This window comes from Paenibacillus paludis (assembly GCF_042610515.1).
Lineage (GTDB): Bacteria > Bacillota > Bacilli > Paenibacillales > Paenibacillaceae > Paenibacillus_AQ.
Genome location: NZ_JBGJZP010000013.1, coordinates 116,295 through 142,503, shown reverse-complemented (window position 1 = coordinate 142,503; position 26,209 = coordinate 116,295). Strand labels below are relative to the sequence as shown.

At 45.0% G+C, this 26,209-nt stretch carries 22 protein-coding genes and 4 pseudogenes; 22 read left to right on the top strand and 4 right to left on the bottom strand.

Annotated elements, in window-relative coordinates; all coding sequences use genetic code 11:
* Positions 1–129: 129 nt before the first annotated feature.
* Positions 130–2,574 (bottom strand): TOTE conflict system archaeo-eukaryotic primase domain-containing protein, encoded by a 2,445-nt coding sequence (locus ACAN56_RS22970; RefSeq protein WP_379145881.1) that lies wholly within the window; start codon positions 2,572–2,574, stop codon positions 130–132.
* A gap of 91 nt (positions 2,575–2,665) precedes the next feature.
* Between ACAN56_RS22970 and ACAN56_RS22965 the strand changes: the two genes are divergently transcribed.
* On the top strand, positions 2,666–3,211 hold the full coding sequence (locus ACAN56_RS22965) for a DUF6155 family protein (RefSeq protein ID WP_379145879.1): 546 nt from the start codon (positions 2,666–2,668) through the stop codon (positions 3,209–3,211).
* A 292-nt stretch (positions 3,212–3,503) separates the two neighbouring features.
* On the top strand, positions 3,504–3,734 hold the full coding sequence (locus tag ACAN56_RS22960) for a hypothetical protein (RefSeq protein WP_379145878.1): 231 nt from the start codon (positions 3,504–3,506) through the stop codon (positions 3,732–3,734).
* Here ACAN56_RS22960 and ACAN56_RS22955 read toward each other — a convergent pair.
* The gene (locus ACAN56_RS22955) at positions 3,731–3,982 is read right to left on the bottom strand and encodes a hypothetical protein (RefSeq protein ID WP_379145876.1); all 252 of its coding nucleotides are present in this window, start codon (positions 3,980–3,982) and stop codon (positions 3,731–3,733) included. The two genes, ACAN56_RS22960 and ACAN56_RS22955, sit on opposite strands and share 4 nt — an antisense overlap.
* A gap of 163 nt (positions 3,983–4,145) precedes the next feature.
* Here ACAN56_RS22955 and ACAN56_RS35515 point away from each other — a divergent pair, with 163 nt between their 5' ends.
* The 4 genes and pseudogenes from ACAN56_RS35515 to tnpA all read left to right on the top strand — a co-directional run bounded on the left by ACAN56_RS35515 (position 4,146) and on the right by tnpA (position 6,636).
* The gene (locus ACAN56_RS35515; protein ID WP_489685705.1) at positions 4,146–4,286 is read left to right on the top strand and encodes a DUF5131 family protein; all 141 of its coding nucleotides are present in this window, start codon (positions 4,146–4,148) and stop codon (positions 4,284–4,286) included.
* Between the two features lie 2 nt (positions 4,287–4,288).
* Positions 4,289–4,846: pseudogene (locus tag ACAN56_RS22950) on the top strand (DUF5131 family protein).
* A gap of 43 nt (positions 4,847–4,889) precedes the next feature.
* Positions 4,890–5,954 (top strand): hypothetical protein, encoded by a 1,065-nt coding sequence (locus ACAN56_RS22945; protein WP_379145874.1) that lies wholly within the window; start codon positions 4,890–4,892, stop codon positions 5,952–5,954.
* Between the two features lie 167 nt (positions 5,955–6,121).
* A pseudogene (gene tnpA, locus ACAN56_RS22940) lies at positions 6,122–6,636 on the top strand (IS200/IS605 family transposase).
* A gap of 807 nt (positions 6,637–7,443) precedes the next feature.
* On the opposite strand, the gene ACAN56_RS22935 reads toward tnpA, so the two are convergent.
* Entirely contained in the window at positions 7,444–7,668 is a 225-nt protein-coding gene (locus tag ACAN56_RS22935; protein WP_038584711.1) for a helix-turn-helix domain-containing protein, read from the bottom strand.
* Between the two features lie 287 nt (positions 7,669–7,955).
* Here ACAN56_RS22935 and ACAN56_RS22930 point away from each other — a divergent pair, with 287 nt between their 5' ends.
* Positions 7,956–8,225 (top strand): DUF6809 family protein, encoded by a 270-nt coding sequence (locus ACAN56_RS22930; protein WP_379145873.1) that lies wholly within the window; start codon positions 7,956–7,958, stop codon positions 8,223–8,225.
* A gap of 80 nt (positions 8,226–8,305) precedes the next feature.
* A pseudogene (locus ACAN56_RS22925) lies at positions 8,306–8,811 on the top strand (Rpn family recombination-promoting nuclease/putative transposase); the annotation flags it as partial.
* 425 nt (positions 8,812–9,236) lie between these two features.
* On the opposite strand, the gene ACAN56_RS22920 reads toward ACAN56_RS22925, so the two are convergent.
* Positions 9,237–11,618, bottom strand: coding sequence for a glycoside hydrolase family 94 protein (locus tag ACAN56_RS22920; RefSeq protein WP_379145871.1), 2,382 nt, complete (start codon positions 11,616–11,618; stop codon positions 9,237–9,239).
* Between the two features lie 422 nt (positions 11,619–12,040).
* Between ACAN56_RS22920 and ACAN56_RS22915 the strand changes: the two genes are divergently transcribed.
* The 14 genes and pseudogenes from ACAN56_RS22915 (at position 12,041) to ACAN56_RS22850 (ending at position 26,129) form a co-directional block, all read left to right on the top strand.
* Positions 12,041–12,373 (top strand): hypothetical protein, encoded by a 333-nt coding sequence (locus tag ACAN56_RS22915; RefSeq protein WP_379145870.1) that lies wholly within the window; start codon positions 12,041–12,043, stop codon positions 12,371–12,373.
* 24 nt (positions 12,374–12,397) lie between these two features.
* Positions 12,398–13,579 carry a hypothetical protein gene (locus tag ACAN56_RS22910; protein WP_379145869.1) on the top strand — a complete coding sequence of 394 codons (1,182 nt, stop codon included), beginning with the start codon at positions 12,398–12,400 and terminating at the stop codon, positions 13,577–13,579.
* Between the two features lie 9 nt (positions 13,580–13,588).
* The gene (locus ACAN56_RS22905; RefSeq protein WP_379145868.1) at positions 13,589–14,362 is read left to right on the top strand and encodes a hypothetical protein; all 774 of its coding nucleotides are present in this window, start codon (positions 13,589–13,591) and stop codon (positions 14,360–14,362) included.
* Positions 14,359–14,808, top strand: coding sequence for a DUF5085 family protein (locus ACAN56_RS22900; RefSeq protein ID WP_379145867.1), 450 nt, complete (start codon positions 14,359–14,361; stop codon positions 14,806–14,808). Before ACAN56_RS22905 ends, ACAN56_RS22900 begins: the two co-directional genes overlap by 4 nt.
* 1 nt (position 14,809) lies before the next feature.
* Positions 14,810–15,274, top strand: a complete 465-nt coding sequence (locus ACAN56_RS22895; protein WP_379145866.1) for a DUF5085 family protein — start codon at positions 14,810–14,812, stop codon at positions 15,272–15,274.
* Positions 15,275–15,332: 58 nt separating this feature from the next.
* On the top strand, positions 15,333–17,219 hold the full coding sequence (locus tag ACAN56_RS22890) for a hypothetical protein (RefSeq protein WP_379145865.1): 1,887 nt from the start codon (positions 15,333–15,335) through the stop codon (positions 17,217–17,219).
* Between the two features lie 38 nt (positions 17,220–17,257).
* On the top strand, positions 17,258–18,004 hold the full coding sequence (locus ACAN56_RS22885) for a hypothetical protein (protein ID WP_038584732.1): 747 nt from the start codon (positions 17,258–17,260) through the stop codon (positions 18,002–18,004).
* A 61-nt stretch (positions 18,005–18,065) separates the two neighbouring features.
* Positions 18,066–22,691, top strand: a complete 4,626-nt coding sequence (gene essC / locus ACAN56_RS22880; protein WP_379145864.1) for a type VII secretion protein EssC — start codon at positions 18,066–18,068, stop codon at positions 22,689–22,691.
* Entirely contained in the window at positions 22,684–22,935 is a 252-nt protein-coding gene (locus ACAN56_RS22875; protein WP_038584738.1) for a hypothetical protein, read from the top strand. Before essC ends, ACAN56_RS22875 begins: the two co-directional genes overlap by 8 nt.
* 36 nt (positions 22,936–22,971) lie before the next feature.
* Positions 22,972–23,271, top strand: coding sequence for a WXG100 family type VII secretion target (locus ACAN56_RS22870; RefSeq protein ID WP_038584741.1), 300 nt, complete (start codon positions 22,972–22,974; stop codon positions 23,269–23,271).
* 17 nt (positions 23,272–23,288) lie between these two features.
* Positions 23,289–23,591 (top strand): pore-forming ESAT-6 family protein, encoded by a 303-nt coding sequence (locus ACAN56_RS22865; protein ID WP_038584744.1) that lies wholly within the window; start codon positions 23,289–23,291, stop codon positions 23,589–23,591.
* 74 nt (positions 23,592–23,665) lie between these two features.
* A pseudogene (locus tag ACAN56_RS22860) lies at positions 23,666–24,415 on the top strand (serine/threonine protein kinase); the annotation flags it as partial.
* A gap of 105 nt (positions 24,416–24,520) precedes the next feature.
* Positions 24,521–25,309, top strand: coding sequence for a vWA domain-containing protein (locus ACAN56_RS22855; protein ID WP_052092410.1), 789 nt, complete (start codon positions 24,521–24,523; stop codon positions 25,307–25,309).
* A gap of 133 nt (positions 25,310–25,442) precedes the next feature.
* Positions 25,443–26,129 (top strand): PP2C family serine/threonine-protein phosphatase, encoded by a 687-nt coding sequence (locus ACAN56_RS22850; RefSeq protein ID WP_379145863.1) that lies wholly within the window; start codon positions 25,443–25,445, stop codon positions 26,127–26,129.
* Positions 26,130–26,209: the final 80 nt, after the last annotated feature.

Here is a 26,209-nt window from a genome sequence, read left to right as displayed (position 1 = left end):
ATCCCCGCCGAATTGTGGCTCTGCACGTCCACCCCTTAGTTTCTAGTTTCTAGAACCCCCTTCCCGGCAAGGCTTTTCAGCTTTTTTTGGGAAAGGGGCTCTACACGTCTTTTCCATTGTATTAAAACGTTACAGCTCCGCCCCCTTATATCCCATCTTCCGATAGCCTTTCACTCTTTTCTTGAACATCGCCATTAACATAGGGACCTGAAGGTCGATATAATCATATATTTTTACTTCTTCTTTATTCACATGACTTCGGTGCAAGCGGCCCGCATATTGCTGCAAGGTGCCTGACCAAGAGATAGGATGGACAAGGAACAAGGTATCCAGTCTGGCATCATCGAAGCCTTCGCCTATCAGTTTTCCGGTCGCGATAACCACACGTTCTTGATCATCTGGAATAGAGGCGATTTGGGCGCGTAGAGCCTCTCTCTGTTTTTTCCCCATTCTGCCTTTAAGCATAATTACGTTTTTCGCAAAAGACTGCAATCTCTCTGCAAAATATTCAGCATGAGCGGTTCGTTCAACCAGTAGCAGCGGAGAGCGGCCTTCATCCAGGCAGGTAAGCAAATCGTCAAAAATAAGAGTATTACGTTCTTCGTTGTCTACAAGTTGCTGATAGATGTCCTGAATACCGGAAATCTTTTCTCCTGGCTTGATCTGAAAATGGGTATACCGAGGAACAACTCTTAAAGAAAATCCTCTGGAGCTGCTTAAGGCTTTGGCATCCACCTTTAATAGCACTGGTCCAAGCTGAAATCGTACGATTGCTTCTTGTCCGTCCTGGCGTTTAGGTGTGGCAGTTAAGCCGAATACATACTTAGCTTTTACTTCACGAAGAACCTGTTCGAAGCTGTAGGCTGATACGTGATGGCATTCATCCACAATGACTTGGCCGTATTCACTTACAATAGGTTTAACAATCCCTTTATAGTTGAGGCTCTGAATGACAGCAATATCGATGATGCCGGTTCTTTTGTTTTTGCCACCTCCGATCATACCGATCGCTTGTTTTGGAACTTCGAGAAAGGTTTGCAATCGCTCCTGCCATTGTTCCATGAGCTCCCGGCGGTGCACCAGAATAAGGGTGTTTGTCTTTCTTGAAGCGATGATGCTGACTGCTACGACAGTTTTACCGAATGCGGTTGCTGCCGAGAGAACGCCTATATCCCGGCTTAGAATCGCTCTCGCCGCTGTATCCTGAAGAGTGGTTAGCGTACCGGTGAACTCTGCCTCTATTGAAGTTCCAGACGAACGTTTATCGTCAAGTGATACTTTGACCTGATTTTGCTCAAAAAAGGATAACAGATCCTGCAAGCATCCCCGTGGAAGAACCACGTAACTCTCCAAATCCTCTGCACATGAGATAACCCGGGGTTTACCGTAGGTGGAGAGCCGCATAGCTTGTGATTTATAAAAATCGGGATTGGAGAACGACGCCAATTTAATCAGAGCATGAACGGCACTTGAAGGAAGTCCAGACTTAGGAATATAAAGACGATCTGAATGCAGAATCTGTATTTCAGCAGGCAATGATTCCATCAAAATCGGCTGCTTCTGAATATAATTACTCTGTTCCTCTGCCATTCCGGTTACTTCATCGTCAGATGCTGCTATCAGGGTGTCATTATTGAACAGTCTATGTTCCCCGTGCGTGTATATAAATTGCTTTACTTCGTCTTCGCTCATCTTGCCAAGTCCGGATAAAACACTCCATTGGTCAGCATAGGGCTCGAAGTGTTCATCAATAAAGCTGCTGTTTCCCTGTTTACGTGGTCCACCCTGAAGCGGCAGAGCAATTAGGTTGCCAAATCCGCCTTTGGGCAGCGTATCCTGATTGGGAAACAGGCGGTCGTAGGATTCCATGCCGATCTGATATCTCTTGTTCATGGTTAGACTCAGTAAAGTCATTCCAAATCTTCTGGCAGTAGCAGCTTCAATATTTTGACTGAAGAAAATCCAGATGTGACCCCCATTACCGGAGCGGGAGCGCTCTAACAGTGCAGGGATTTCATGGCTTCTACATATCTGCATTACGACAGTAACGTCCTGCTTCCAATCATGTTTGTCGAAATCCATTGCCAAAAACCAGCAGGTTTCATCCGGCAGCATTGGATATATGCCAATCGTTCTGTCTTGCCTTGCATCTAAATGGGATGACAGCACTTCGTTTGTAAGGGGCATGAAGCTCTGATGTTTGCAAACGGAGCATTTCACTCTGGGTTTCTCACACACCGAAGTCCACTCATTGGCGCAGACGGGCGAGTAGCCGGACTTGCCTTGCTTGTTGCTCCAGCGAATCGGGTATACATCGTCTCTTCCGCGAAAATAACTTTGATATATTGCGAGCTTGTCCTCTACTGTTGAGTACTGGTGAACATTCGATTCTCCAACAGTTGTTTCTTTGCTTACTTTTGCCGGAGAAGTGGAATTAGTCGTTGTTTGTTCATCCGTACTTGTTCTATTCTCCTCAACCGTAAGCCCCAGCAGACTTTTTAACCGGGCGACCTCCAGCTTAAGTTCTTCAATATGTGCTAAAGCTGCGTTATATTTGTCCTTCATATTGTCCATTGATTAGCCCTCGTGTTTTATTTATATTATACCTTGTAAGCAGCAGAGTAATAATGCTAGGAATTATCACCGGATTAAGGAGATCATCATAATGCTGAAATTAAGAAACTCAACCATTAAAAAGCATTTGAACAATCTTACGAGGGAAGAGCTTGAAGCTGAAGTCTTGAATTTGGCCAAGAAATATCCGATCATTCAGGAGCATTATTTTTCCGTGCTATTTCCTGATCAAGGGGAGGTCTTAACCAAGTACAAGAAAATTATTGAGAAGGAATTTGGCCATCATAAGGGGGAGATTTTGCGGTACCCGATTATGAAGAAAGCAATAAAGGATTTTAGTAATGTTTCAAACAACAAGGAGCAAATTGCAGAAATCATGATTTTTACAGTGGAATGTGGAGTGGACTTCACACTTTCATTTGGAGACATTGATCAAAAATTTTACCATACTATAGCAAGCATATATGAACAAGCCTTAAAGCATATTGTAGACAATCAATTAGAAGACAAGTTTGTAGGTCGATGCAACCGATTAATGCTGAGCAGTCAGGATATTGGCTGGGGTTTTGGATTTGATATGATGGATTTGTATAATGACTATTTAGGACAAATGGATGAAGAAGAAGACCTTGAGTAGCTTATACGGACGAATTATTTAACCGTAAAAATCGAAATCCGAGCGAGCTGTTATCCTAATGCTGCCCCAAAGGGAAGAACTGCAACGGTTATTGAAAGGGCCAATCAGCTTGCAGTCGCAGAGGCCAAAAAGGCTGGAGCTTCCATTTATTATATAAAAGATGGCAAGTTGATACGTGAAGACGCCACCGGGCAAAAATTCGAGATTACTTACGATGTAGCTGGAAATCGCACAATCAGTCCTCAAATAAGGGGAATTAATCGGGTAGCTTCAAGAGTGGAATAGGGAGGTAATGGATTGCCAAGAAGATATCCGTTGGAGATATGGTCAATCTTTAAGTAACCTGAAGCATGCTTTGGAAATTTCAGATGAAGTCACCATTATCGACAACACCGGTGAACCCGAGGTTGTGGCGGAGATCAAACGTTCACAGATTAACTTTTGCCAAGATGAGATTCCTACGTGGGCTAGGGAGGCTTTGGAAATGACTTTTAATAAGTTGCTCCAAGTTAGGGGTAATTAAGCGAGAGCAAGGGACATGGAGCGTCTTGTGGTTGCAATGTTTACGTCATAGCCCTGCGATTCCAAGAGTTCCTTGTATAGGCTGTTTCCTCCCATGGAAATCAGGAGTTGCATGACCGTTTCAAAGGGCAGCTTTTTCTTCCGGGTAAAATCTTTTTCAAGTTTTTTTACAAAAGGTGCGGGTGAGGCTGACATTTCTCGTATGAGGGATGTCAGCGTTTTTTTTAGCGAATTTGCGTACTGATCCATTGGCGTAACCTGCTCGTTGTTTCAAGGGGATTCGTCACACATTTCCATCTGGCTACAAGTCTAAGGATTACAGCGATATCGAAGAGCCCGCACTATTTTAACTTTAGATTTTTGGAAATATGATATAATTTTCATCGAGAGGGGCAGAGAAATATAATCAAATATTGAATGGACAGAGGCGACATGGAACCCCGTAACTGGATGCACCAAGGTTTCAGAGGGATGCAAGAATTGTTATGCATTAACCATGGCTAAACGCTTGCATGCAATGGGTAACCCTAGACATTTAAATGGATTTATGTAACTTTGCATGATGAGCTTATTGGGGTTCCATTAATATGGAAACAACCGAAAAGAAATTTTGTAAACTCTATGTCCGATTTATTTCATGAGGGTGTGCCGTATGAGTTTATATTGAAGGTTTTTGAAACGATGGAAAAGGCTCATTAGTACACATTTCAAATACTTACAAAGTGATATGAAAGATTGATGAATCTTGCTCGTGATTTACCTTGACCACCGAATGTCTTGCAAGGAGTAAGTGTGGAAAAAGAGCGCGTAACGTTTCGAATTGATCATCTGAGAGAGGTGACAGCCAATCGGAGGTTCTTATCCTTGGAACCTTTGTAGGGACCTTTTGATAACTTAAATCTTGACGGTATACATTGGGTTATAGTTGGTGGAGAACCAGGCTTTGGGGCAAGACCTATGAAAGAGGAGTGGGCAACAAGTATTCACGATCAATGCCTCGACCAAAACGTTGAATTTTTCTTCAAACAGTGGGGTGGAGTTCGGAAGCGTCGGATAGGTAGAGTTTTAGAAGGGGACATTTGCAGTCAATATCCTCTTGAGGTAAATAAGTGAAATGCTAGTTGCGGCAAATCATATTCATAAGGACGGTTATAATATGTTGGGGTACTTAGTGAATGCAAACTATTGTGATGAAGAAAATGATTATCAAATTGAATATATAGAAGATGATATTGAAATAGATATGTTGGCAGATTTAGAACTTGAAAAAAGATTAGTGAAAAAAATTCGTAGTAATAGTGCCCTGTTGTCAGAATTGTTTATTCCTGACACAGAATACATATATAAATATCCTCCGAGAACGAGAATGGAAGTTGAAGGAGGAGCTAAGATTGCACTTAGAAGAGGTGCCAGATTAAATGAAACAAAGATTTATAATTTAGTCTGTAGGTTTAAAAATAAGAGACAAGATAATTCAAAAGCACTAGCTTTTATGTATCGACCATTGAGCAATAACGATGAATGGGTGGTACTTCAAGCAGATAATACTGAACTTACATTAGAGCTCGAAAAATTTGAGTTTGGGAGCTATGCGGACGATTACTATGGTATGGGGAGAATCGATCGTTCTCAGAAAATGAGTATTGAGGAAAACATGGAGAAACTCAATATTCATGAACGCTGTGCACAATCTTTAATGCATGAATTTGGACATGTTCTTCATTGGAGAATGTTTGACCACGAATTAAACTCATCAGATCCTGCAGATATTTATCTATGGTTTCTTGAGAACGATTATACTTCTAACGTTGACGCACGGAATCCGAAATATTATCATGCGTCAGCTCAAAAAAAACTTCATTTCTTAAAAGAGTCCTTAGTTGAGGATTATCGAATTTACTTGAACATAATGGCAGAGAGTGGTATGTTTATACTACCGAATAAATACAATTTTGCGGGTGACTTTTGCGAACCAGAATTACTTAAGGAGGGGATGATGATCATGCAACAAATGCTTAAACCTGTTTTGGATAAAAACTCACTGTTTCGGAAGTCGAGCAATGCCTCAAGAGATGATATGGACGTTGTAGCAATGCGTGAAATTCATGAAAGTTCGCTCCAAGAGGATTGGGTTCCTGGCAAAAGAAGAATGTCCGCTAATGATCATCTTGCTGTTTATACTTCATTGTTACAAAAACAAACCAGTACAGCTAGTCGCTAAGCGTTCTAATCAACCCACTCGATGAGTGGGTTTTTGATTATGGCTTTAGCCAGTTGAGCACGCGAAGCGTGGGAAACAAAAAATCACCTGCTATGCGGGTGTTGCAGTGATGCTTATAGCAAAAAACCACCTGATGCGAGCGTTATACTAGGAGTGTTCAAGCTACTATGTATAACGAAAGGAGAAGGTGGTTTTTTGTGGCACAAGCCAGAGAAGGCATGGCATACACCAAATGGATGTGCAAATACCATATCGTATTCACCCCAAAGTATAGACGAAAGGTGATCTACAATCAATACAAGGAAAGTATTCGAGACATTTTGAAGCAACTGTGCGGATATAAAGGAGTAGAGATTATCGAGGGACACCTCATGCCCGATCATATCCATATGCTGGTCAGCATCCCACTGAAAATGAGTGTATCTAGCTTTATGGGATACCTAAAAGGGAAAAGTGCGCTGATGATCTTCGATAAGCATGCAAATATAAAATATATGTATGGAAATCGTCTTTTTGGGCGGAAGGCTATTACGTAAGCACCATAGGACTCAACGAGGCAACAATTAAGAAATACATACAAGAGCAGGAAAGTCACGATATTGCGCTGGATAGGCTGAGTGTGAGAGAGTACGAAAACCCCTTTAAGGGGGAGTCGGTAGTCCAAGCACCCCTTCAGGGGTAGGCAAAAGAGGCAAAGGCATAGTAGCTTGAACGAAGTGAAAGCCAGCGCCTTAGACGCTAGCCAGCACCAGAGGCTTATAGCCTCAGAGCAAACCACCCGTTTGACGGGTGGTTTTGATTGAAATTCTTCTACCCTGCATCGCCCATGTGACAGAGATAGGGATAAGGGCTAACAAGTAGTGGGATACGCCGTCTCGTCTGGTCTCCGCCTGCGGTGAGCTGAAGAAGACAATCAGGCTGACCCGAAGGGGACCCGGTTAGGGAGGCTTCTAGGGTGACATCAAATCCGTGACTACACTCGTAGAAGCTTATGTGGCGTTATCTTCGGACAGGGGGTCGAATTGCCTCGGCTCCGTATGGAGTATCAGTGAAGACACCTTAATTGGTGTCTTATTTCATTTTAGCAGTTGTTTTGGACTATACGTAGCGGTTAAAAGGCCTGCTATGACACCGGTTCTGTGGCTTGCTGTCAATGGATACAGTGAGTTTTACTGAGTACATACGAAGAAAGGAGGTTCTGGCCGCTACGTAAGCAGTGTTGAATACGATTCCCTTCGGCGTGTGTGTTCTTCCATTCCCCATTATCCGTACTTCGATTATTTAAGACTACTTCTCTAAAGCCTCTAAAGCCTCTAAAGCCTCTAAAGCCTCTAAAGCCTCTAAGCCTCTAAAGCCTCTAAAGCCTCTAAAGCTTCTTAGTTCTTCGATTACTTCTACTGCAAACAGTTTGAGGAAGTAGATAATTAGGGGGCATCCAATTGAGCGGATGCTCCTTTCTTATTGAAGAAATATCAAGCGTTGTTATGTCTCAATCTTTTTCAGTATCAACCAAGTCAATAATCTCACGAATATCCTCGATATTTAAAGCCTCTGCAATTTTAACTATATGACTGAAGCTAATACTTTCTCTCTTCCCGTTAGCTAACTCACTCAATGCTGCATGTCGAACATCGGATATTCTGGACAATTGCCGCAGCGAAATCTTATGCTTATTGGTCAATTCAGATATTTTTACTACAACTCTTTTCCCCACCTTAATCCCCTCACTTGTTCCGAGTTTTACCTTGACTATACGTATAAGCGTACCGTATAATGATTTTGTACTTGGTACGTATATGCGTACCGAATTGAAGTTTATTATTCTTTTTTTCACAACATGGAGTAGAGAATGCCTCTAAATTTGCACTAAAATGAGCAGGTAAATCTATTTCTACAAAAATGTATTATATTCATTGGGTAAGTTGTCTTAAATATCAAAACGTAACTGTTGACAGTAATGTATAAATGAAACTGATTCAGTGCCCCAAAAAGGAGGCCTCCATGCCAAGCATTCTCGAATCCCTATACCACGGTAGTTTGTTCCCTAACGAACACGTTATCCCCAAAGATTCTAATTATCGTCCGTTAAACAAACAGATCATCGAGTCTATAGAAACTTGGAAAAGCAAGCTGTCCGAAGGAGATTTTGAGGAACTGGAGTCTTTATTGGAGCTGTATTCGCAAGTGCAGGGGATGGATATGACGGCTGTGTTTGTGTGCGGACTCAAGACCGGAGCGGCGATGATGATTGAAATTCTAGTCGATGATTAAGAATGGCGAAAGCCCTCTTCGATTCTTCTCTAAAACCCTCAATGCTTCAAAACAGAAACCTGATTCAATCTGAGCAGTAGCTGAAGAAGTGCGTAGCGATTAATATTTTGAACTATTCGTTTTTGAAGAATGACCGGTATCATAATGTGTTCACCTGAGGGAAGACCGGACTGGGATATCTTTGATTGATGATATTGAGGTCCATTTTCTAGAGCTGCCTAAGTTGGATGAACATAGTGTTCCGACTGAAGGCGGATTGATCAATTGGTTGTTGTTTCTCAAAGGTGTTGATACATCATATTGGGAGGTGCTGAAGATGAATGAGCCAGGGCTGGAGAAGGCGATGGATACCCTGCAATATTTGAGTCGGGATTCTGAGGTCAGACGGTTGTATGAGGCCAGACAGAAGTATTTGCATGATGAGGCATCTATGGTTGAAGGGGCAAAGTCAGCGGGGATTGCAGAAGGTGTAAATAAAGGAAAAAGAGAAGTAGCTAAGAACTTGTTAGCGATGGGTATGGACCATGCTGCTGTCGCTAAAGCAACTGGTCTGAGTGAAGATGAAATCAAGTCTATAATGTTTTAACGCCCGTATGGTTTGAGATATTAATAATAAAAACAAGGACTATGGAGGGCAGGTCCAAGTCCTTGTTTTTTGTTTATAGCAAGCTCTCCGAAAGTCTAGTACACATGTGAGTTCATATTTTTGAGAAGTCGTTCGCATTGATTTCTAATGTGAGCCAACCCTGTATTAAGTTGATCCAGGCCAAGGCTCATTACTTTAGAGTAAGGGACTCGAAACGCATTTGCTAAACAGCGTTTGCATAGAGCACTAACATCGGCCCGCGCTGAATTGTGGCTCTGCACCTCCACCCCTCGCCTCCATAAAAAGTATCAGTGAAGGCACATTAAATGGTGTCTTTTTTCATTTAAACAGCTATTCAGGGTTGTACATAGTGATTGAAAGGATTTATATGGCACGAGTTCAGCTTCTGATTTTCGTTCAATGCCTTACCCCATAATGACCCGCACGTTGTTTTCGGCTTTCATTTTGGCGATTGGGATTAGGTCCCCTTGAATTTCTTCGCCGTTAATGACGATATGGGTAACCCCTTTTTGGACGCCGTTCTTGTTTTCTACCTGAATGTTCAGCTTCTTACCGCGGAATTCCCGCGCCATGGAGAAGTCATTCCAGCTGGAAGGAACACATGGGTTGATGCGAAGGCCATCCATCTGCGGCTGAACGCCCATGATGCCCTCCACCAGAGAGACCATCACGGTCGAGGCGGTGCCGGTGAGCCAGTGGACATGGGCCCGGCCTTGATACGGGCTGTCTTTGGACTCGACGAACTGACCATGCACGTAAGGCTCCAGTTTACGGATTTCGGCCTTATCGTTCATGCTGGCCGGACTACAATTCAGGAAATATTCGAACGCGCGTTCACCGTTGCCAATCATGGTTTCCGCTAAGATGAGCCATCCCTGCGGCTGGCTGAAGATGCCGGCGTTTTCCTTGGTGGAGGCGTTGAAAAGAGCCATCAGAGCCACTGGCAAACCGTACTCCCGGAACGGCGGGTAGAATAACATGGTGCCGTAATCGGTCCGCAGATTCTCGTACACTTTATCCATGGAGACCTTTGCCTGTTCCGGGCGGGCGGCGCCGCTTAATACGGCCCAGCTTTGCGGATTCAGCCAGATTTTTGCTTCATCATTCTCCCAGGAGCCGATTGTATAGTTGTCTTCGGTGAACCCGCGGACGAACTGATCGTTCTCCCAAGCATGCTTCTGAATGTTCCCGTCGAGCTCATCAAGCAGGCCCTGTGCCCACTTTACGTCGTCCGGCTTGTTCTTATTTTGCGCGATTTCCATGAACACTTTGAAGGCCATGTACAGCTGGAAGGCGACGAATAGCGACTCACCCTTGGCTCCGAGACGCAGACAATCGTTCCAGTCCGCATGAAGCCCGACCGGCATGCCATGTGCACCCATACGATCCAGACTGAATTGAAGGGCCTGGCGCAGATGCTCGTACACCGTGCCCTCACCTTTATCTGAATAAGGTATCACTTCATCAGTAAAGTCCCAGTTGCCACTTTCATTTAAGTATTTAATGACGGTTGGGAACAGCCACAAGGCGTCATCGGCGCGATAGTGGGGATGACCGGTTTCCCGCACGTATTCCGGGTCGTCTGGTGTGCCCTCGTGACCAGGGTTATGATCAAACTTCACCAGTGGAAGTCCACCGCCGTTGGAGACCTGGGCGGAAATCATCAGCCTCAGACGCTCAAGGGCCATCTCATGATCCAGATGAATGATACCTTGAATATCCTGTACGGTATCCCGATAGCCGAGTCCGTTACGAAGACCGGAGTATTGGAAGGAGGCTGCACGAGACCAGATGAAAGTGATGAAGCATTGATATGCGTTCCAGGTGTTGATCATGTTGTTCAGATTATCGCTTGGTGTCTGGACCTGGAAGCGGTTAAGTTTGCTGTGCCAGAATGCCTTCAGTTCTTCGAGTTCCTTGTCCACGACAGACAAATCTTTGTAGTGGCTGAGAATTTCGGACGCGCCTTTCTCGTCATATTGTCCCAGAAGGAATGCGATTTCTTTCTCTTCTCCCGGCTGCAGCTCCACGTTGATCTGCAGAGCGCCGCAGGAGTTGGTGTTGTAGTTTAATGAATTGCTACATTGGCCGTTTGCAACGGAGGCCGGATTGCCGTAGCTGCGGTAATCGCCGAGGAACGTATCCCGGTCGCCGTCGTAAGCGGTTACCTCTGCACCTGCAGCACCGAAGAATCTCCAGCTCTGATCCTCGGGAACGTTTTCATTGATGGATTGAAGGATCATATTGTTTTTGTAGTAGGTCCGTGAGATGAACAGCGTGTACTGAAGGTTGACAGTATCCTGCTCGTAATTGTTATTGTTGGTTAATTCGACAAATCCGAAGAGAGCCAGCTTCCGCGCTTTGGAGTCATTATTGCGGACCTTCATGCGCCACACCTCGTAGGTTTTGTTCAGCGGCACATAATATAATGATTCTGTATGGATATTGTCGTAATCCGAGACGATGTTTGTGTATCCGGTTCCATGATGGCATACCGACTTGTACTGATCCAGATCTTTACCCACGGGCTGCCAAGAACCGGACCAATAATCCCCGTTCTCCAAATCTCTCACGTAAATGTAGCGTCCAGGCTCGTCCTTTGAATTAAAATGGTAGCGGACATGCCGCCCGTTGGCTCCAGACTTTACAAAACTGTAGCCCCCTGCGTTTCCTGAGATAATGGCGCCGTATTCCGGCGAGCCCAGGTAGTTCGCCCAAGGGGCAGGCGTATTCGGTTTCGTAATGAGATACTCTTTGTTCTTTTCGTCAAAGTGACCGTATTGCATAACCATTCCTCCTATAAAGTGGATGATGGGCAGGGCAATAAACGCGCGTTCACAAACGGGTGAAGTTTCCCGGCCCAATTTCATTATAAGATAGTTTTAATCAACCTATAACCCCATATTTGTGAAAAATCAACAAAGAATATCAAACTAAGGGTTTTTCAAGTTCTTCTAATAAAGGCGGGAAAACGGAAAGGTTTTATCGCCTTATTGATGTGTCGAAGGACTTTTTTTTCGTAATACGCAAAATTTAGTTTAACATGTCGTTTTTGATGGTAATGTATGTATATTGTGTGGTTATATAATGAATCAACCAAGTTTTTATGTATTCTGTATATGCATTAGGTCCACGGAAGCTTGTACATAGATCACATTTAGTGTTTATTTGGGTTGGGAGTTAATCTAACCTGCGAAAGGATGATTTTATGAAAATTGATGTCCAAAGGGAGAGCGGAATTGCCCGGGAGATCGGCCAGCATGAAGTTTCTCTGGGCGCAATCAAAGAAAATCTCGAGTTGTACAAGGAAAGTTTGAGAAAAAGCTGGGATGCAGATGAAACTATACATATGACACATGTCATGGAACTGATTCAAACGAGTATTGGAAGGGTCGCATCAAGTCTTAGAGCGATTGAGTCGGATATTATATCTACGGCAAATGCGATAAGACAAGAAGAAGATGCGAAGGAGGCAGCAGAAATCGCAGCTAGAGAGGCAGCATTGAAGCAGCAGCTCAAGAATAGTCCGCATACTAAATAAAGTCTGTGCCGGGAGGACACTGTATTGAATACCATTTTCCTAGATGAGAATCTTATTCAAATTGCATCAACCCATCTTTCTAAGTACACCTCTGACTTATCTGACGCAGTGAGCAGACTTTCCCGGTTGCTTGGTCAAATTGACAATAGAGTTCTGTCGCGAAGTGATGTAGGCAGCCGGTTAGGCAACCTGTGTAAAGAGCTGGGGGATTTACAGGAAAAGCTGGGGAATTTCAAGAGGTTTGTGGAGAATGAAAGTGGAAAATATTTTGATATTGAAGATTATTTGGTTAAAGTCGGATTGTCATTCAGCTCAAACCCCATAGACCAGTATGAATCTCAATTGGCTGGCGATCCTTTCTTTCTGCTGGCCTTCCGCAATGCCGTGAATGATGTATTCTCTGGCATTACGAACTCGGATACATTACTCCGGTATAAAGATTTGCAGTTTAAAACCGTTAAAAAAGACGGGAAGATTCTCATTCAGCTCGTCAATGCGGAAATGGTTACGGGCAGACACTATATGGAGTATAGAGACGGGTTGGTCCGGCTCTTGGGCGGGGAAAGTGGAACCTTCAAGAAGCGATACGTGAACCGGTTAATTAACGGGGATGGAATACCTCTGTATGTTGATGGCCATGGAGTTATCCAAGATAATATGGACCGTTTTAATAGACTGACTCCTGTAGAACAATTCATCAATGGAAGAAGCAACAGATTACAAAATATGAAGGATGTATTCAAATCTTCTTATAAAGACGGGATGACGCTCTGGGATGATTTTAACTGGAAAAACACGACGGTCTTGTCTAAGGGCGGAAAGTTTCTAGGTGCAGCCGGGACGGTTCTGGCGGTAGGAGATAACTTTGTGGAGACATTCAGAGACGGCGGGAAATGGGATTTCAACTTGAAGAACACCGGTACTTTTGCTGTGAACACCACGGTGGATGTTGCCGCCGGTGCGGGTGCAGCAGCAACTGGTGCCGTTATCGGCTCGTTTGTGGTGCCACCCTTGGGAACTGTAGTGGGGCTCGCCACAGGCGTAGCTATAAACTTTGCCCTGAATGCCAAGTTCGGAGGTCCGCCGCCGAAAAGTGTAGTCGATCATACGAAAGATTTGGTTAACGATGCAGTGGATGCTACTTGCGACGCTATCAGTGGTGCTGTATCAAACATCGGAAAGGGCTTGAATAAATTGATATGGTAGGAGGCTCACATGTTAAAGCAATATAACGAGGAGTACTTCGCTAAAATAAAGGAAGCCGCGCGTGAACGCTTGCGTCCTGATGGTGTATCTGTATTTATTATAGCTACCTTAGTGTTCAGTGCTGTAATGATCGCGGTTTCGCTTAATGCGGTTCTCTATGGTGATAACACCGATTCGAGATGGATGATTTATTTAATTGTAGACATAGTCCTCTGGGCATTCCATTTGCTGGCTGCGCTTTTATTTTATAATGAGAAATTGGCCTACAAATATCAAAAAATTCAGGCCTATATACTATGTTTCATTTCCCTGAAATTTTCACTTGAGATCTATTTGGTTTATTTTCTCATGTGTGAAGACAGGGGAGCGGAGCCGTTCATGACATCACTCGGTCTGCTGATGTTGTTAGGCGGAATTCTTTTTCTGATCCTCTCCACTTGGCGGGCAGTACATCGGGTAAAACAGGGTCATTTACGAAGAGGCGAAAAAGGATTATATAACTTTGGAGGATCCAAGTCTTACATAAGTTTCCCTGTTATTTATCTCGGAGCCGTTATTGCCGGATTTGTGCCTAGGATGTTCGCGGATAGCAGCAGTTATACATCCTTTGAGCCTGTTATTGCCTTGGTGCTTAGTGTACTTATTCAGTATCTCTCCGCAATGTTCCTGCCTGAATTCATCCTACTGGCATATTGCAAAGGGCGGTTCCAATCTTTTCATATCCAACCACCCAACCAGCGTAAAGCGAAGCAGCAGAAGCCACGGGGGGGACACAAGGCATGAAAATAAAGCGGACTCCGATTATATTCCATAACGTCATCAGTTGTACCAAAACCTGCAAAATAGAGGAATGGCATCAGCTGGCCAGAGAGCTTCGTAATTCCGTTGTAAGCAGTGGCTTATATGGTACAGGTCCGATCATTTATCAAGTTTCCAATCTGAATTTGGACGTAGGGGAGGCTGACTATTCCTTCTACATTCCTGTTAATGCACCTGTAGAGATGGAGAAAAATGAGGATTATCACTTTACGGAAACTTTGAAATTTACAGACGGGCTGCTGCTCAGACACGCTGATCTCGACGAGGATATCGAAGAGTCATACGCTGTTCTGCGGTCATGCGCCGAATCCTATCAGCTAACGCTTGAGGAACCCTTTTACAATATCTATCTGGACGTCTACGGAGATGGAATTATTGATATCTTTGCTCCGGTCATTAAGGAGGGATAGTGTGGTAAATCCAAAGGATTCGATAAAGTACACCAGTGTTGTCTCCAGAAAGTATCATTTCTACTATAAGGATCTGGAGCAGCATCTATCCGATTTTATGAGTGATGTATTCAAGCTTAAGGCTACGATTAAAGGCCCCTTATTCTATTCTATAAACAATATTCCACTGGATGAAAAAATGCATGCTGAATTTTTTATTCCTATCCAAGAGGATTATCTGGACGTGACAGAAGATATGCATTTCCACAGTTATTTCTGCATTGACCGGATGATATCTACTTGTGATCTTGCCGATTATGAAGCAAGCACGGAGACCACTTATGGAGAGCTGCTTCACTATATGGAGAGCAATTATTTGCGCCAGACGACTCCCATTTTTCATATCGTTTCCGGCGACCGGACATTACCCTATTTGTTTATCAAAATCGGAGTCAGCGCTCAAAGTGCTGAGGAAATTTGGCTGTGAACGGCGGTACAGGACGGTTATCAGCGAATTGAACCGCATGTAGAAAGGATGCAAGGAGATGGCATTCAATCCAGAAACCAATGAAGAATTAGTGATTGATGGGAAGGTTTATGTTGTTCAGGGGCATCCGCTCATGAGTGAGATCCCCTACGGCCAAGAGGGCAGGCAAGGTACGGTGTATAAACTCACCAGCATTCAAGACGGCATTTCCAAAGCGCTGAAAGTATTCAAACCCGTCTTCCGGCAGCCTTCTAATGTATATTTGTCAGAGCAGCTTGCGGCCTTTTCAAAGATTGATGGACTTCAGGTCTGTGAACGGGATGTATTGATTCCTCAGCGGGACGTACAACTGTTGGGAAGTCACCCGGAGCTGCTGTATGCTGTTCTTATGCCATGGATCAATGGTCCGACCTGGATGGATATCATACTGGAAAAGAAAGATATTCCCCAAGAAACGGCGCTTCATACCGCCAGGTCCTTGGCTGAAGTATTATCTTTCATGGAGCAGCGCGGGTTGGCGCATGGGGATTTATCAGGCTCTAACGTTATGATTCCCGGACTCCTGCATGAGATTATGCCCTTAGTCAAATCATGCATTCAGCTGATCGACATAGAGCACATGTATGCGGTCCACCTCGACAGACCTGAATATATGACGATGGGATCACCCGGATACTCTTCCGGGAGAAGTGATTATCAGCATCTTTGGAACAAGTATGCAGATCGTTATTCCGGCAGCATCCTGCTCGCGGAGATGCTGGCATGGTTCCATCCCGAGATTCGGGAAGCGGCATGGGGTGAAAGTTATTTTGACCCCGGGTTGATGGAAAATGATCAGGATAGAGTAGCTTTAATTAATAGAGTGTTGACTGAAAATTACGGCGGCGAGGTTGCGGGTCTTTTCCGTAAAGCATGGGAAAGTGATGCGCTATATCAATGTCCAGCATTCGGAGAATGGTATATTGCCTTATCATCGGTCAGCCTTGGCTACACGGACTCCTCCGAAGAGGTCCGGGCGGAAGGAACAATGACTTCAACGGCCCTCCCATCCGTTCTTCGTCCGACTCCAATGGAAGAGTTGTCAGAATGGGATGAAGCGCCGCTGGGTAGAGCAAGAATGCTGGAAAGTTCAGGGGATTTACAGGGAGCCTTGGCGGCTTACACAGCATTGCTTGCCGGTCCCGTTGCTGATTCCTCTCTGCGCCATGAAATCGAAGTTTCCATACAGGTGATTCAGTCTCTGCTGGCTGAACAGCATTCGAAAGAAACTGCGCCGGAACAGGAAGAACCGCGCCAGCCGGCAGGCAAGAAATGGCGGCTCGGAATGCTGATTGCCTTGGCGGCAGCTATTGTGCTCGGCGGCAGTCTGACTGTAAGGGGAATGATGGGCGAATCGGAGCCCTCTAATGAGGCTACTGACGTTGCCGCTCAAGCAACGGTGCAGCCAACGGCAACAGCCCAGCCAACGGTTGCCGCCAGCCCGTCAGCGGCTGCTCTGGCGCCCGTAACTACGGAAAAGCCGACGCCAAAGCCGACAGCTCAGCCGACGGTTATACCAACGCCGAAGCCGACAGCTCAGCCAACGGTTAAACCAACGCCGAAGCCGACAGCCCAGCCGACGGTTAAACCAACACCGAAGCCGACAGTCCAGCCAACGGTTAAACCAACGCCAAAGCCGACAGCCCAGCCAACGGTTAAACCAACACCGAAGCCGACAGCTAAACCAACAGCCAAACCAACGTCGAAGCCGACAACTAAACCGGCGGCAACCGCCAAATCAGTAGCGAAGAAGCAAAAAATCAAAGCGCTGGAGGATAGCATTCTTTATGCCTACAACGTTGAAGATGATACGGAAAAGGTTATTCGTCTAGCTAAACAACTAAAAGCACTGGATAGCAATAACAAGCTGGCACGAAGCATGCTAAAAGAGCTTACAGGAGAGTAGTTATACAAAAGTACATATAACATTTAGGAGGAATAGATATGAAGAAGTTTATCTCAGGCTTTATCTGCGGTGGATTATTATTCGGAGGTGTTACCGTATTTGCGGCAGATTTAAAGGGAGCCCTATTCAATATTAATAGTGTTGAGGTGGATGGCGCGAAGATTACGGTGAATAGTAAAAATAAACCTTTTACATTCCAAGGCTACGCTTATTTTCCCAGCTATATGCTGCCTGAGCTGGGTTATGAACCTTCGCGTTCCCGTGACGGGAAGACTGTAATCTTAAATTCAACGGGCAAGAAGGTTTACGCAACCACCGGCACGATTGAGGCAGGCAATGATTTCCTGATCGGAGCCCCTGAAGTGGTTAATACGAACGCAGAGAGCAGCATTATGTACGACGGCAGCACTGTGATTAAAGAGCAGAACGGGACCACCCATTTGAATTATATCTATACGATGCTTGGAGACTATACTCCGGATAGCAAGGGACAAGCAAAGATTACCTATCAACTGGATGAAAAGTACAGACAGTTTAATGCGAAAGCGGCTCTAATTCAGCATAAGCTAGGAAGCGTCAGCACGCAGCCGGTCACGGTAGATGTTTATCTTACAAATAAAGGCGGGCAAACGACCTTATACGGATCGTACACATACACGTCCACTCAAGAACCCCAAAATTTGATTGTGCCGCTTCGTTATGTGGATAAGATTACATTTGCGATAAGCAGTCTCGGTGCTTCTAAAGTGGAATTTGCCATGTTTGATCCAGTATTCATTAAATAGTAATCCTGCAGGAAGTTAGTGCCGGATATTTGGTGGATTTGAATAGGGAGTGAAGATACGCATGCAGCTATCACTGCTTAAAGACACGGTCATCTATACTTGTGTTCTTCCCGAGAAACAGAAGGGACAATACTGGATCACCCAGAGAAATGAACAGAATTATGAGGAGAACGTTATCAGCATTGAAGGCATTGAGGGGAAATGGATTCTAAAGTCCAATAAACAGGCCGTTATTCTGGACAGCAACAAGTCCACTATTAAGGAAATTGCCATAGAACCCATGAACATGTACTCCATTCATCTTATCCGAACGAATGAGTATGTAGTGCTCTTCTCTGAGCCTGTCTCCCGTGACAGGAACACCTTTAAGAAGCTGAAGTTTCATGCAAACAGCAAAATAACGATTGGACGGGCAGAGAATTGTAATCTGCATTATGCCAATAAGTATACCTCATCCCTTCATGCTGAACTGTTGATCAATGGCTCTACCCTGACGATTCAAGACCAGAGCAGCGCAAACGGAACGTTTGTGAATGGGAAACGGGTCACCAGCAAAGTGCTGAAACTAGGAGATGTCGTCTATATTATCGGTCTCAAAATTATTATTGGCCCCGATTTTATCGCCGTGAACAATCCGGACGGTCAGCTAAAGATCAAAGGAGCTGCGTTTCAGCCGTATGTTAAGCAGACGGCAGCTGTGGTTGAGGAGGAGGAATTGGAGGAGATCGCCGTTTCCCCTGAATTCTTCTACCGTTCTCCACGGTTTAAGCGGGATATTCAGCAGGCGGAATTTGTAATTGATCCTCCACCTTCACTCGGTAATATGGAACAATTACCAATCATGCTGATGCTGGGTCCGTCCATCACTATGGGGATGGCCTCACTTTTCACAGGGTTGTTTGCCCTCCAGAATGCACTCAGTTCCGGGGGGAATGTCAGAAATGCAATGCCTACTCTAGTAATGTCTATGAGCATGCTGCTAGGTACAATATTATGGCCTATCTTGGCCAGAAGACATGAGAGCAAGCGGAGAAGCCGGCGCAATCAGGAGAGAAATGTGAAATACAAGGCATATTTGGAAGAGCTCCGGCAAAAAATTGCAGATGAGTGTGCCTATCAAAGCGATATTCTACATGAGAACCTAGTGACTGTAGAAGATTGCGTTGGCCGCATAGAACAAAGGAAGCGTAATTTATGGGAGCGAACCCGCAGGCATAATGACTTTTTATCGCTTAGACTGGGACTGGGAACCGTTAACCTGCAGGCAGAAATTAAGCATCCCGAAATAAGATTCAGCTTGGATGAAGATGAATTGCGGAAGGAATTAGAAGAGTTCATCAAAGAACCGAAGCTCCTGAAAAATGTGCCGTTGCCGCTGTTATTGACGGAGGATTGGATAGCGGGAATTATCGGCACCAGGGAAGCCGCCGTTATGCTTACGAAGCAGCTGATCCTGCAGCTTACCGCACTTCACAGCTATGATGAACTAAAGCTCGTCTTTCTCTATGATACAAAAGAACAAGATACTTGGGGATTTGTGAAATGGCTGCCGCATGTATGGAATGAAGAGGGCAGTTTGCGGTTTGTCGCAACGGAGCTAAATGAAGTGAAAGAGCTGTCCAGTTATCTGGAAAAAGAGCTGTCCGCCCGGGAAATGCTCTCATCTGATGAAGAAATACGGGAGTTGTCGCCATATTACGTGATTATAGCTGCGGACAAGCAACTGGCGGGCAAAGCTGAAATAATCAACGGATTATTAAAGCAGAAAAAGAACCTCGGCTTCAGCATTTTGCATCTTTATGATCAGCTTATGCATCTTCCCAAAGAGTGCTCTCTGGTGATTGAGTGCGACGGTGAAGATTCGAATATTTTTGACAAAGATAATATTTCCGGGAAATCGCTATCTTTCCGCCCTGATCCTTATGAGATCCGTAATGAGCTTGCGCTTGCTGTCCGGCTGGCTAACATCAAGCTTGACACATCAGGGTCTAAATATAATCTGCCGGATATGCTAACCTTCCTCGATATGTTTGGCGTCGGAAAGATAGAGCATCTTAACGCCTTAACCCGCTGGAAGGATAACGATCCGGTATTGTCACTGGAAACTCCTATTGGTGTGGACACCACGGGAGCCTTATTTCAACTGGATCTGCATGAAAAATTCCATGGTCCTCATGGATTGATTGCCGGAATGACAGGTTCGGGTAAAAGTGAATTCATCATGACCTTTATATTATCACTGGCAGTGAATTATCATCCTCATGAAGTAGCCTTTATCCTTATCGATTATAAGGGCGGCGGGATGGCAAGCGCATTCTCTAGCCTTCCTCATCTTGCAGGAACGATTACCAATTTGGACGGCGCTGCGGTAAAACGTTCGCTGATTTCAATCCAAAGCGAGCTGAAACGACGCCAGGCCATATTTCAGGATATTCATAGCCGGCTTGGTCTTAGCAACATTGATATCTATAAATACCAAAGGCTTTACCGGGAAGGGCAGGTATCCGAACCGCTTCAGCATTTGTTTATCATTTCTGACGAATTTGCCGAACTTAAAACCCAGCAGCCGGAGTTTATGGAACAGCTGGTAAGCGCTGCGCGAATCGGACGAAGTCTGGGCATCCACTTGATTCTGGCTACTCAGAAGCCTGCGGGTGTCGTAGACGACCAAATCTGGAGCAATAGCAAATTCCGAATTTCATTGAAGGTCCAGGAGAGGGCCGACAGTATGGATGTAATCAAAAGACCGGATGCCGCCGAATTGTCCGTTACGGGCAGATTTTATGTGCAGGTAGGCTTTAACGAGCTGTTTGAACTAGGGCAATCTGCATGGGCCGGCGCACCGTATGATCCATCGGACCGGATTGAACGTACACCGGATCACAACCTCACGATAATTGATACGCTGGGCCGTATTGTAAAGCAAACAGCTGTTAATAAACGAAAAATCAGACAGGCCAATCCGGAGAAGCAGATTAGCAAGATTAATGAGTATCTATCCCACATTGCTGCCGAAGAAGGCATCAAGATCCGGCCGCTGTGGTTGGAGCCGATTCCTGCTGTGATTTATCTGCATGAATTGAAGAAGAAGTACCCTAACTCCCCTTCTTTTTATGGTGAGATTAATCCTGTAATCGGCGAGGTCGATGATCCGGTGAACCAGAGACAGCTGCCCATGACCTTCCCGCTCTCCCGGGACGGCAATGCCATCGTTTATGGTACGGCCGGAAGTGGCAAAACAGTCTTTCTGACGACACTTATCTTCTCCTTGATAGAGCAGCATACACCCGAAGAAATCAATATATATATTCTGGATTTCGGTTCGGAAACGCTGGGAGCCTTCTCAGAAGCACCGCATGTGGGTGATGTAGTCTTCTCTCATGACAGTGAAAGGGTTAATAAACTCTTCCAGATGCTTCAGCAAAAAATAGAACAAAGAAAGAAAATATTCTCACCGTATGGGGGTGACTTCGGTTCTTATAATCGCGTATCTCCGGAACAAGAACCATCTATATTAGTCGTCATTCATAACTATTCTGTATTTACTGAGCTTTTTGAGGGTAAGGAAGAGGTGATCTCGCTACTCAGCAGAGAAGGCCTGAAGTATGGGATTTATTTTATGCTGACTGCTCTTAATACGGGAGCTGTACGGTACAAAACCTTGCAGAATTTCAAGCAGCTCTACGTGCTCCAGCTGAATGATCCATCCGATTATTCCGGTGTGCTCGGCAATGTAGGGGGCGTGTACCCTTCCAAATTGAAGGGCAGAGGTATCTTCAAGAAAGACAACGTCTATGAATTTCAGCTGGCCCATATTCAGGCAAACGGCAACAATCTGCTGAATGAATTGCGTAGCAGCTGCAGCAGCTATGCGAAACAATGGACAGGAACAACTGCTGAACAGATACCGATATTGCCGGACAAGGTGGATCTTGCCTTCCTCAAGAAAGATATTCATCGCTGGAAGGACGGATTGATTCCTGTAGGGGTGGAGAAAGACAGCCTAAAAGTATCCTATATGGAACTCAGCCAAAGCTATATTCAGTTGGTAGCTTCCCGCGATCATGATATGACTACTTTCATGCAGGGCCTGGTCGAGGTACTCTCCGAGCAAGGCTCTTCTGATTCGGAGCTGTTGGTGCTAGATGCCAATAGACAGTTTACGGAAGACTTTCATGGGAAGTGGCGCTATATCAATGACCATAGCGATGCTGCCGAACAGGCAGTTATTGAATTGTTCAATATGCTGGTGCTGCGGAATAACGCCTTTAAGGATGCACTTGCTGCCGGCCAGCCGGTTCCTGTATTCAATAAACTGACGGTAATTGTGCTGTCGGTATCGGCCTTGCTGTCCAAGCTATCCGTAGATGCCAAGGATAAGTGGAAAGTTCTGCTTGAGAAGGGGAACGCCGCCTATCAGGTTCATTTTATATTGGCTGAACGGGCTGCTAATATCGCGGCATTCTCCTTTGAAGCTTGGTTTAAAGAGCATGTGGCCGGAGGTGAGGGGATATGGATTGGAGACGGTTTTACCGATCAGTACCACATGAAGCCGGCCAGATTCAGCCAAGAGATGTACCGCGAGATTGGGGACGACTTCGGGTACGTGGTGCATCGCGGGAAGGCTGTTCTGGTGAAGCTGCTGTCTGCCAGTGCGCTCGTGGAGGAGGAGGTCCCCGTTGGATAAGATCATTATTGAGCTCTATATTCCGGCAATCAGCCAGACACACGATGTGATCATTCCTTTAGATCTTCGTCTGCATGAGATCGAAGGCCTGCTGGCAGCTGCAATCATGGAGCTGTCGGGAGGGGTCTATATCAGATCAGAAGATACCGTCATCTGCGATAAAGAGACCGCTACAGTGCTTGATATTAACCTATCGGCAAGGGAGCTGGGATTAAGTAACGGCTCCATGCTGATGTTAATATAAATTTTATGTTTTTTTAATCAGAAAGGAGTAGAAATAATGTCGAAAATTACTGTGGATCCTGCACGGCTGGAATCAGCAGCACAGAAGATGGATGGTCAAGCGTCTGAGTACGCCACGCAATACAAGAAGTTATTCACAGAGGTAAACGCTATGGGTGCCGCTTGGAAAGGGGCCGACAATACGGCATATGTTACCCAGATTCAAGGCTTTGAGGAGGATTTTAAGAACATGTACGATCTGCTGCTTAAATACTCCGAATTTCTAAAACTGAGCGCCAAGATGTACCGGGATACACAAAGTGAAATTATCAATTCTGCTAAAAAATTAACTAATTAAAGAAGGGGGCTGCATGTATGTCAACGGAAGGAATTCAAATTTCTTTACCTGAGGTAGCGAATACTGCCGGAACGATCCGATCCATTAATGAAAATCTCAGCGCCAGACTGGACGAAATTAAAATGGAGATGAACGCACTTGCCTCCACCTGGCAAAGTGATGCAAGCAATACCATTCGTGAGAAATTTAAAGGGATGGAACCCCGCTTTGAGGAATATAAGAACGTCATTATTTCCTATGCTACTTTTTTGGATACAACAGTAAAAGGATATGAAGATACGGAAAACGCGATAAAAAACAATGCGAGCCAATTCAAATAACAGCTTCTATAGGAAGGGTAATGGACAATGTCCGTTGCCCTTATTAGCACTGAACCAGGGATAGGAGAAGGAATATGTTGACTAACGGAGAGATTCTTGGAGGAAGATATCTGGTAGAAGAGCTTATTGCCAGAGGTGGCATGGGTGCTGTATACCGGGTACGGGATACCAGATTGAATCGTAAGATTTGGGCGGTTAAGGAAATCATTATCGATGCTGAAACCGATGGCAGCAGCTTTCTGGAAGAAATACGGATTCTCAGCAATCTGTCCCACCCGTACATCCTGAAGATAGCGGATTATTTTGAGCCGGATGATGAGGGAAGAAGTTATCTGGTGATGGAATATGTGAACGGGCACACGATTGAAGAGATATATGGGGATAACAAGACGCCGGTAACAGTGCAGCGTGCGCTTAAATATGCCGTGCAGCTATGCGAAATTCTGAACTATTTACATGAACAGCCTAAACCGGTGATTTTTCGTGACTTAAAGCCTTCAAATATTATGGTGGATGAACACGACAATTTGAAGCTGATCGACTTCGGAATTGCAAGGACCTTCAAGAAGGGGCAGTTAAAGGATACGGTGGCATTAGGTACAATGGTGTTTGCAGCCCCGGAGCAATTGGAAAATGGGCAGACGGATTTCCGGACCGACTTGTATTCACTGGGTGCCACACTTTACTTCCTGCTCACCGGTGGAAAATATTATTCTTCCGTTCACTCTACCTTTGCGCTCATCTCTCCTGAGGTTCCATTGGAATATGTGAAGCTGATTAAAAAATTACTTGAAACAGACCCGGATCAAAGGGTTCAAAGCGCGCGTGAAGTGAAAAAACAATTAGAAAACATCTCTAAACTAATGATCGGTAAAACACCGGTCGTTGAACCGACGGTTATGATCAATAATCACGATGGAGCTTCACCAATGACTGGAGATTTAACCGGGGGATTAGCCCCCAGGGAAAAATATACAGTACAGGCTACGCAAAGCACTCCGGCATTGATTATTTATCTAATTGATGTTAGTGCTTCAATGGGGTTGGAAATGAATAATGTCAGAAGAATAGATTTAGTGAAAAAAGCATTGGTTTCTACCATAAAGCAAATGGTCTACCGCTCCACTAAGGGGAGCCGGATTGCAGCACGTTATCGGATCGCTATTCTTCCTTACAGTGACGAGGTAGACGACTTGCTGGGAGGCATCAAGGCGATCGATCAAATTGCCAGGACGGCGACGCTGCCAGAGCTTACACCCATGCGATTTACGGATACAGCACTTGCGTTTCAAAGAGCGGAGGAATTGCTTCTGGAACAGTTGCCCCTTATGCAGAAGTGTCCGGCTCCATTGATTTGCCACATGACTGACGGCGTGCATACCGGAGAGGATCCCGAACCGGTGGCCAAACGGATCATGGAGATGAGTGTGCCTGATGGGAATGTGCTTATTGAGAACATTTTTATAAATGATCATTTTCTCGAAGAGCCTGTTAACGACCCGCGGAACTGGAAGGGGATTCTGCCCGGAATGAATCTGAAGGATGACTATGCGCTTAAACTCAGAAACATGTCTTCTGCACTTCCGGAAAGCTACCGTAAGATGATGACTGAATTCTCTTATACTCTGCAGAGCGGAGCTCTGATGATGCTGCCTGGCAGCAGTCACGAAATGGTATCTTTAGGCTTCCAGATATCTGCGTCTACTCCGATACGATAGGACAGTGATGCTAGAGATGAGATTATTTCAGATTGACCAACGATTGGAATATCCTCTGTCGTCACTGCAAGCAGGGCCTTTTTCCATACGCTGCACCTATGCCCGTTCCAGAGAGACACGGCAGGGAGATGATATGGGGCAGGACTATATAACCTATAAAATAACGGATGACAGCATCCTGTTCTGTGTATGTGATGGGGTCAGCCAGTCCTTTTACGGAAATTTAGCAGCAAAATACCTAGGGGATTATCTGCTGCAATTCATGTCTGAATCCGATTGTTTTAATTCTGCGGACAGCGAAGTTGTAAAGTACAAGTTATCTTCAGGCTTGCAGCAAATGACCGCCCCGGCTACAAATATGATCAACCATTATGAACTCCCTTCGCATATTGGCGGCCTCTTCCGTGAAGTACTGGAGGAGAAACGCTTGAAGGGCAGCGAGACTACATTTGTATGCGGGAAGATTAGCTACACGGCTGACAGCAACAAGGGTCAGATCACCGTAGCCTGGCTGGGAGATACAGCTATTCGTCTCTTCGATCATGGCACTGAGATTCCAGGCTTAGTAAGCGGGTTTTCCCAATGGAACCGTTGGTCGACTTGTCATGGTGTTATGGGAGAAGGACCTTCTATTCTGTCTATGGATCTTGCAAAAGGTTCCGGTGGACCGAATTGTATACAAATATTCACGGACGGACTAATGGGGTACAGGAATTGGAAAAGGTATCCGGAAAACGCGGAACTTCGACAGATGATTGAAACGTCGTATAACCATGTTGCCAGTGATGATGTTTCTTTTTTGGAAATTCGCTGGAATTAATTGTTGGTTAGTCCTAACCATTTGAGTAGGGCTGCCAAATAAGTTGAGAAAATAAACTATACATAAGTAAAACGGACATT

Coding starts and splice junctions, on each gene's coding strand:
- ACAN56_RS22870 (WP_038584741.1), top strand. CDS start 22,972: ATGTCGAAAATTACTGTGGATCCTGCACGGCTGGAATCAGCAGCACAG.
- ACAN56_RS22890 (WP_379145865.1), top strand. CDS start 15,333: ATGGCATTCAATCCAGAAACCAATGAAGAATTAGTGATTGATGGGAAG.
- ACAN56_RS22915 (WP_379145870.1), top strand. CDS start 12,041: ATGAAAATTGATGTCCAAAGGGAGAGCGGAATTGCCCGGGAGATCGGC.
- ACAN56_RS22885 (WP_038584732.1), top strand. CDS start 17,258: ATGAAGAAGTTTATCTCAGGCTTTATCTGCGGTGGATTATTATTCGGA.
- ACAN56_RS22920 (WP_379145871.1), bottom strand. CDS start 11,618: ATGCAATACGGTCACTTTGACGAAAAGAACAAAGAGTATCTCATTACG.
- ACAN56_RS22960 (WP_379145878.1), top strand. CDS start 3,504: ATGGATTGCCAAGAAGATATCCGTTGGAGATATGGTCAATCTTTAAGT.
- ACAN56_RS22930 (WP_379145873.1), top strand. CDS start 7,956: ATGCCAAGCATTCTCGAATCCCTATACCACGGTAGTTTGTTCCCTAAC.
- essC (WP_379145864.1), top strand. CDS start 18,066: ATGCAGCTATCACTGCTTAAAGACACGGTCATCTATACTTGTGTTCTT.
- ACAN56_RS22945 (WP_379145874.1), top strand. CDS start 4,890: ATGTTGGGGTACTTAGTGAATGCAAACTATTGTGATGAAGAAAATGAT.
- ACAN56_RS22900 (WP_379145867.1), top strand. CDS start 14,359: ATGAAAATAAAGCGGACTCCGATTATATTCCATAACGTCATCAGTTGT.
- ACAN56_RS22970 (WP_379145881.1), bottom strand. CDS start 2,574: ATGGACAATATGAAGGACAAATATAACGCAGCTTTAGCACATATTGAA.
- ACAN56_RS22855 (WP_052092410.1), top strand. CDS start 24,521: ATGACTGGAGATTTAACCGGGGGATTAGCCCCCAGGGAAAAATATACA.
- ACAN56_RS22965 (WP_379145879.1), top strand. CDS start 2,666: ATGCTGAAATTAAGAAACTCAACCATTAAAAAGCATTTGAACAATCTT.
- ACAN56_RS22955 (WP_379145876.1), bottom strand. CDS start 3,982: ATGGATCAGTACGCAAATTCGCTAAAAAAAACGCTGACATCCCTCATA.
- ACAN56_RS22850 (WP_379145863.1), top strand. CDS start 25,443: ATGGGGCAGGACTATATAACCTATAAAATAACGGATGACAGCATCCTG.
- ACAN56_RS22865 (WP_038584744.1), top strand. CDS start 23,289: ATGTCAACGGAAGGAATTCAAATTTCTTTACCTGAGGTAGCGAATACT.
- ACAN56_RS22905 (WP_379145868.1), top strand. CDS start 13,589: ATGTTAAAGCAATATAACGAGGAGTACTTCGCTAAAATAAAGGAAGCC.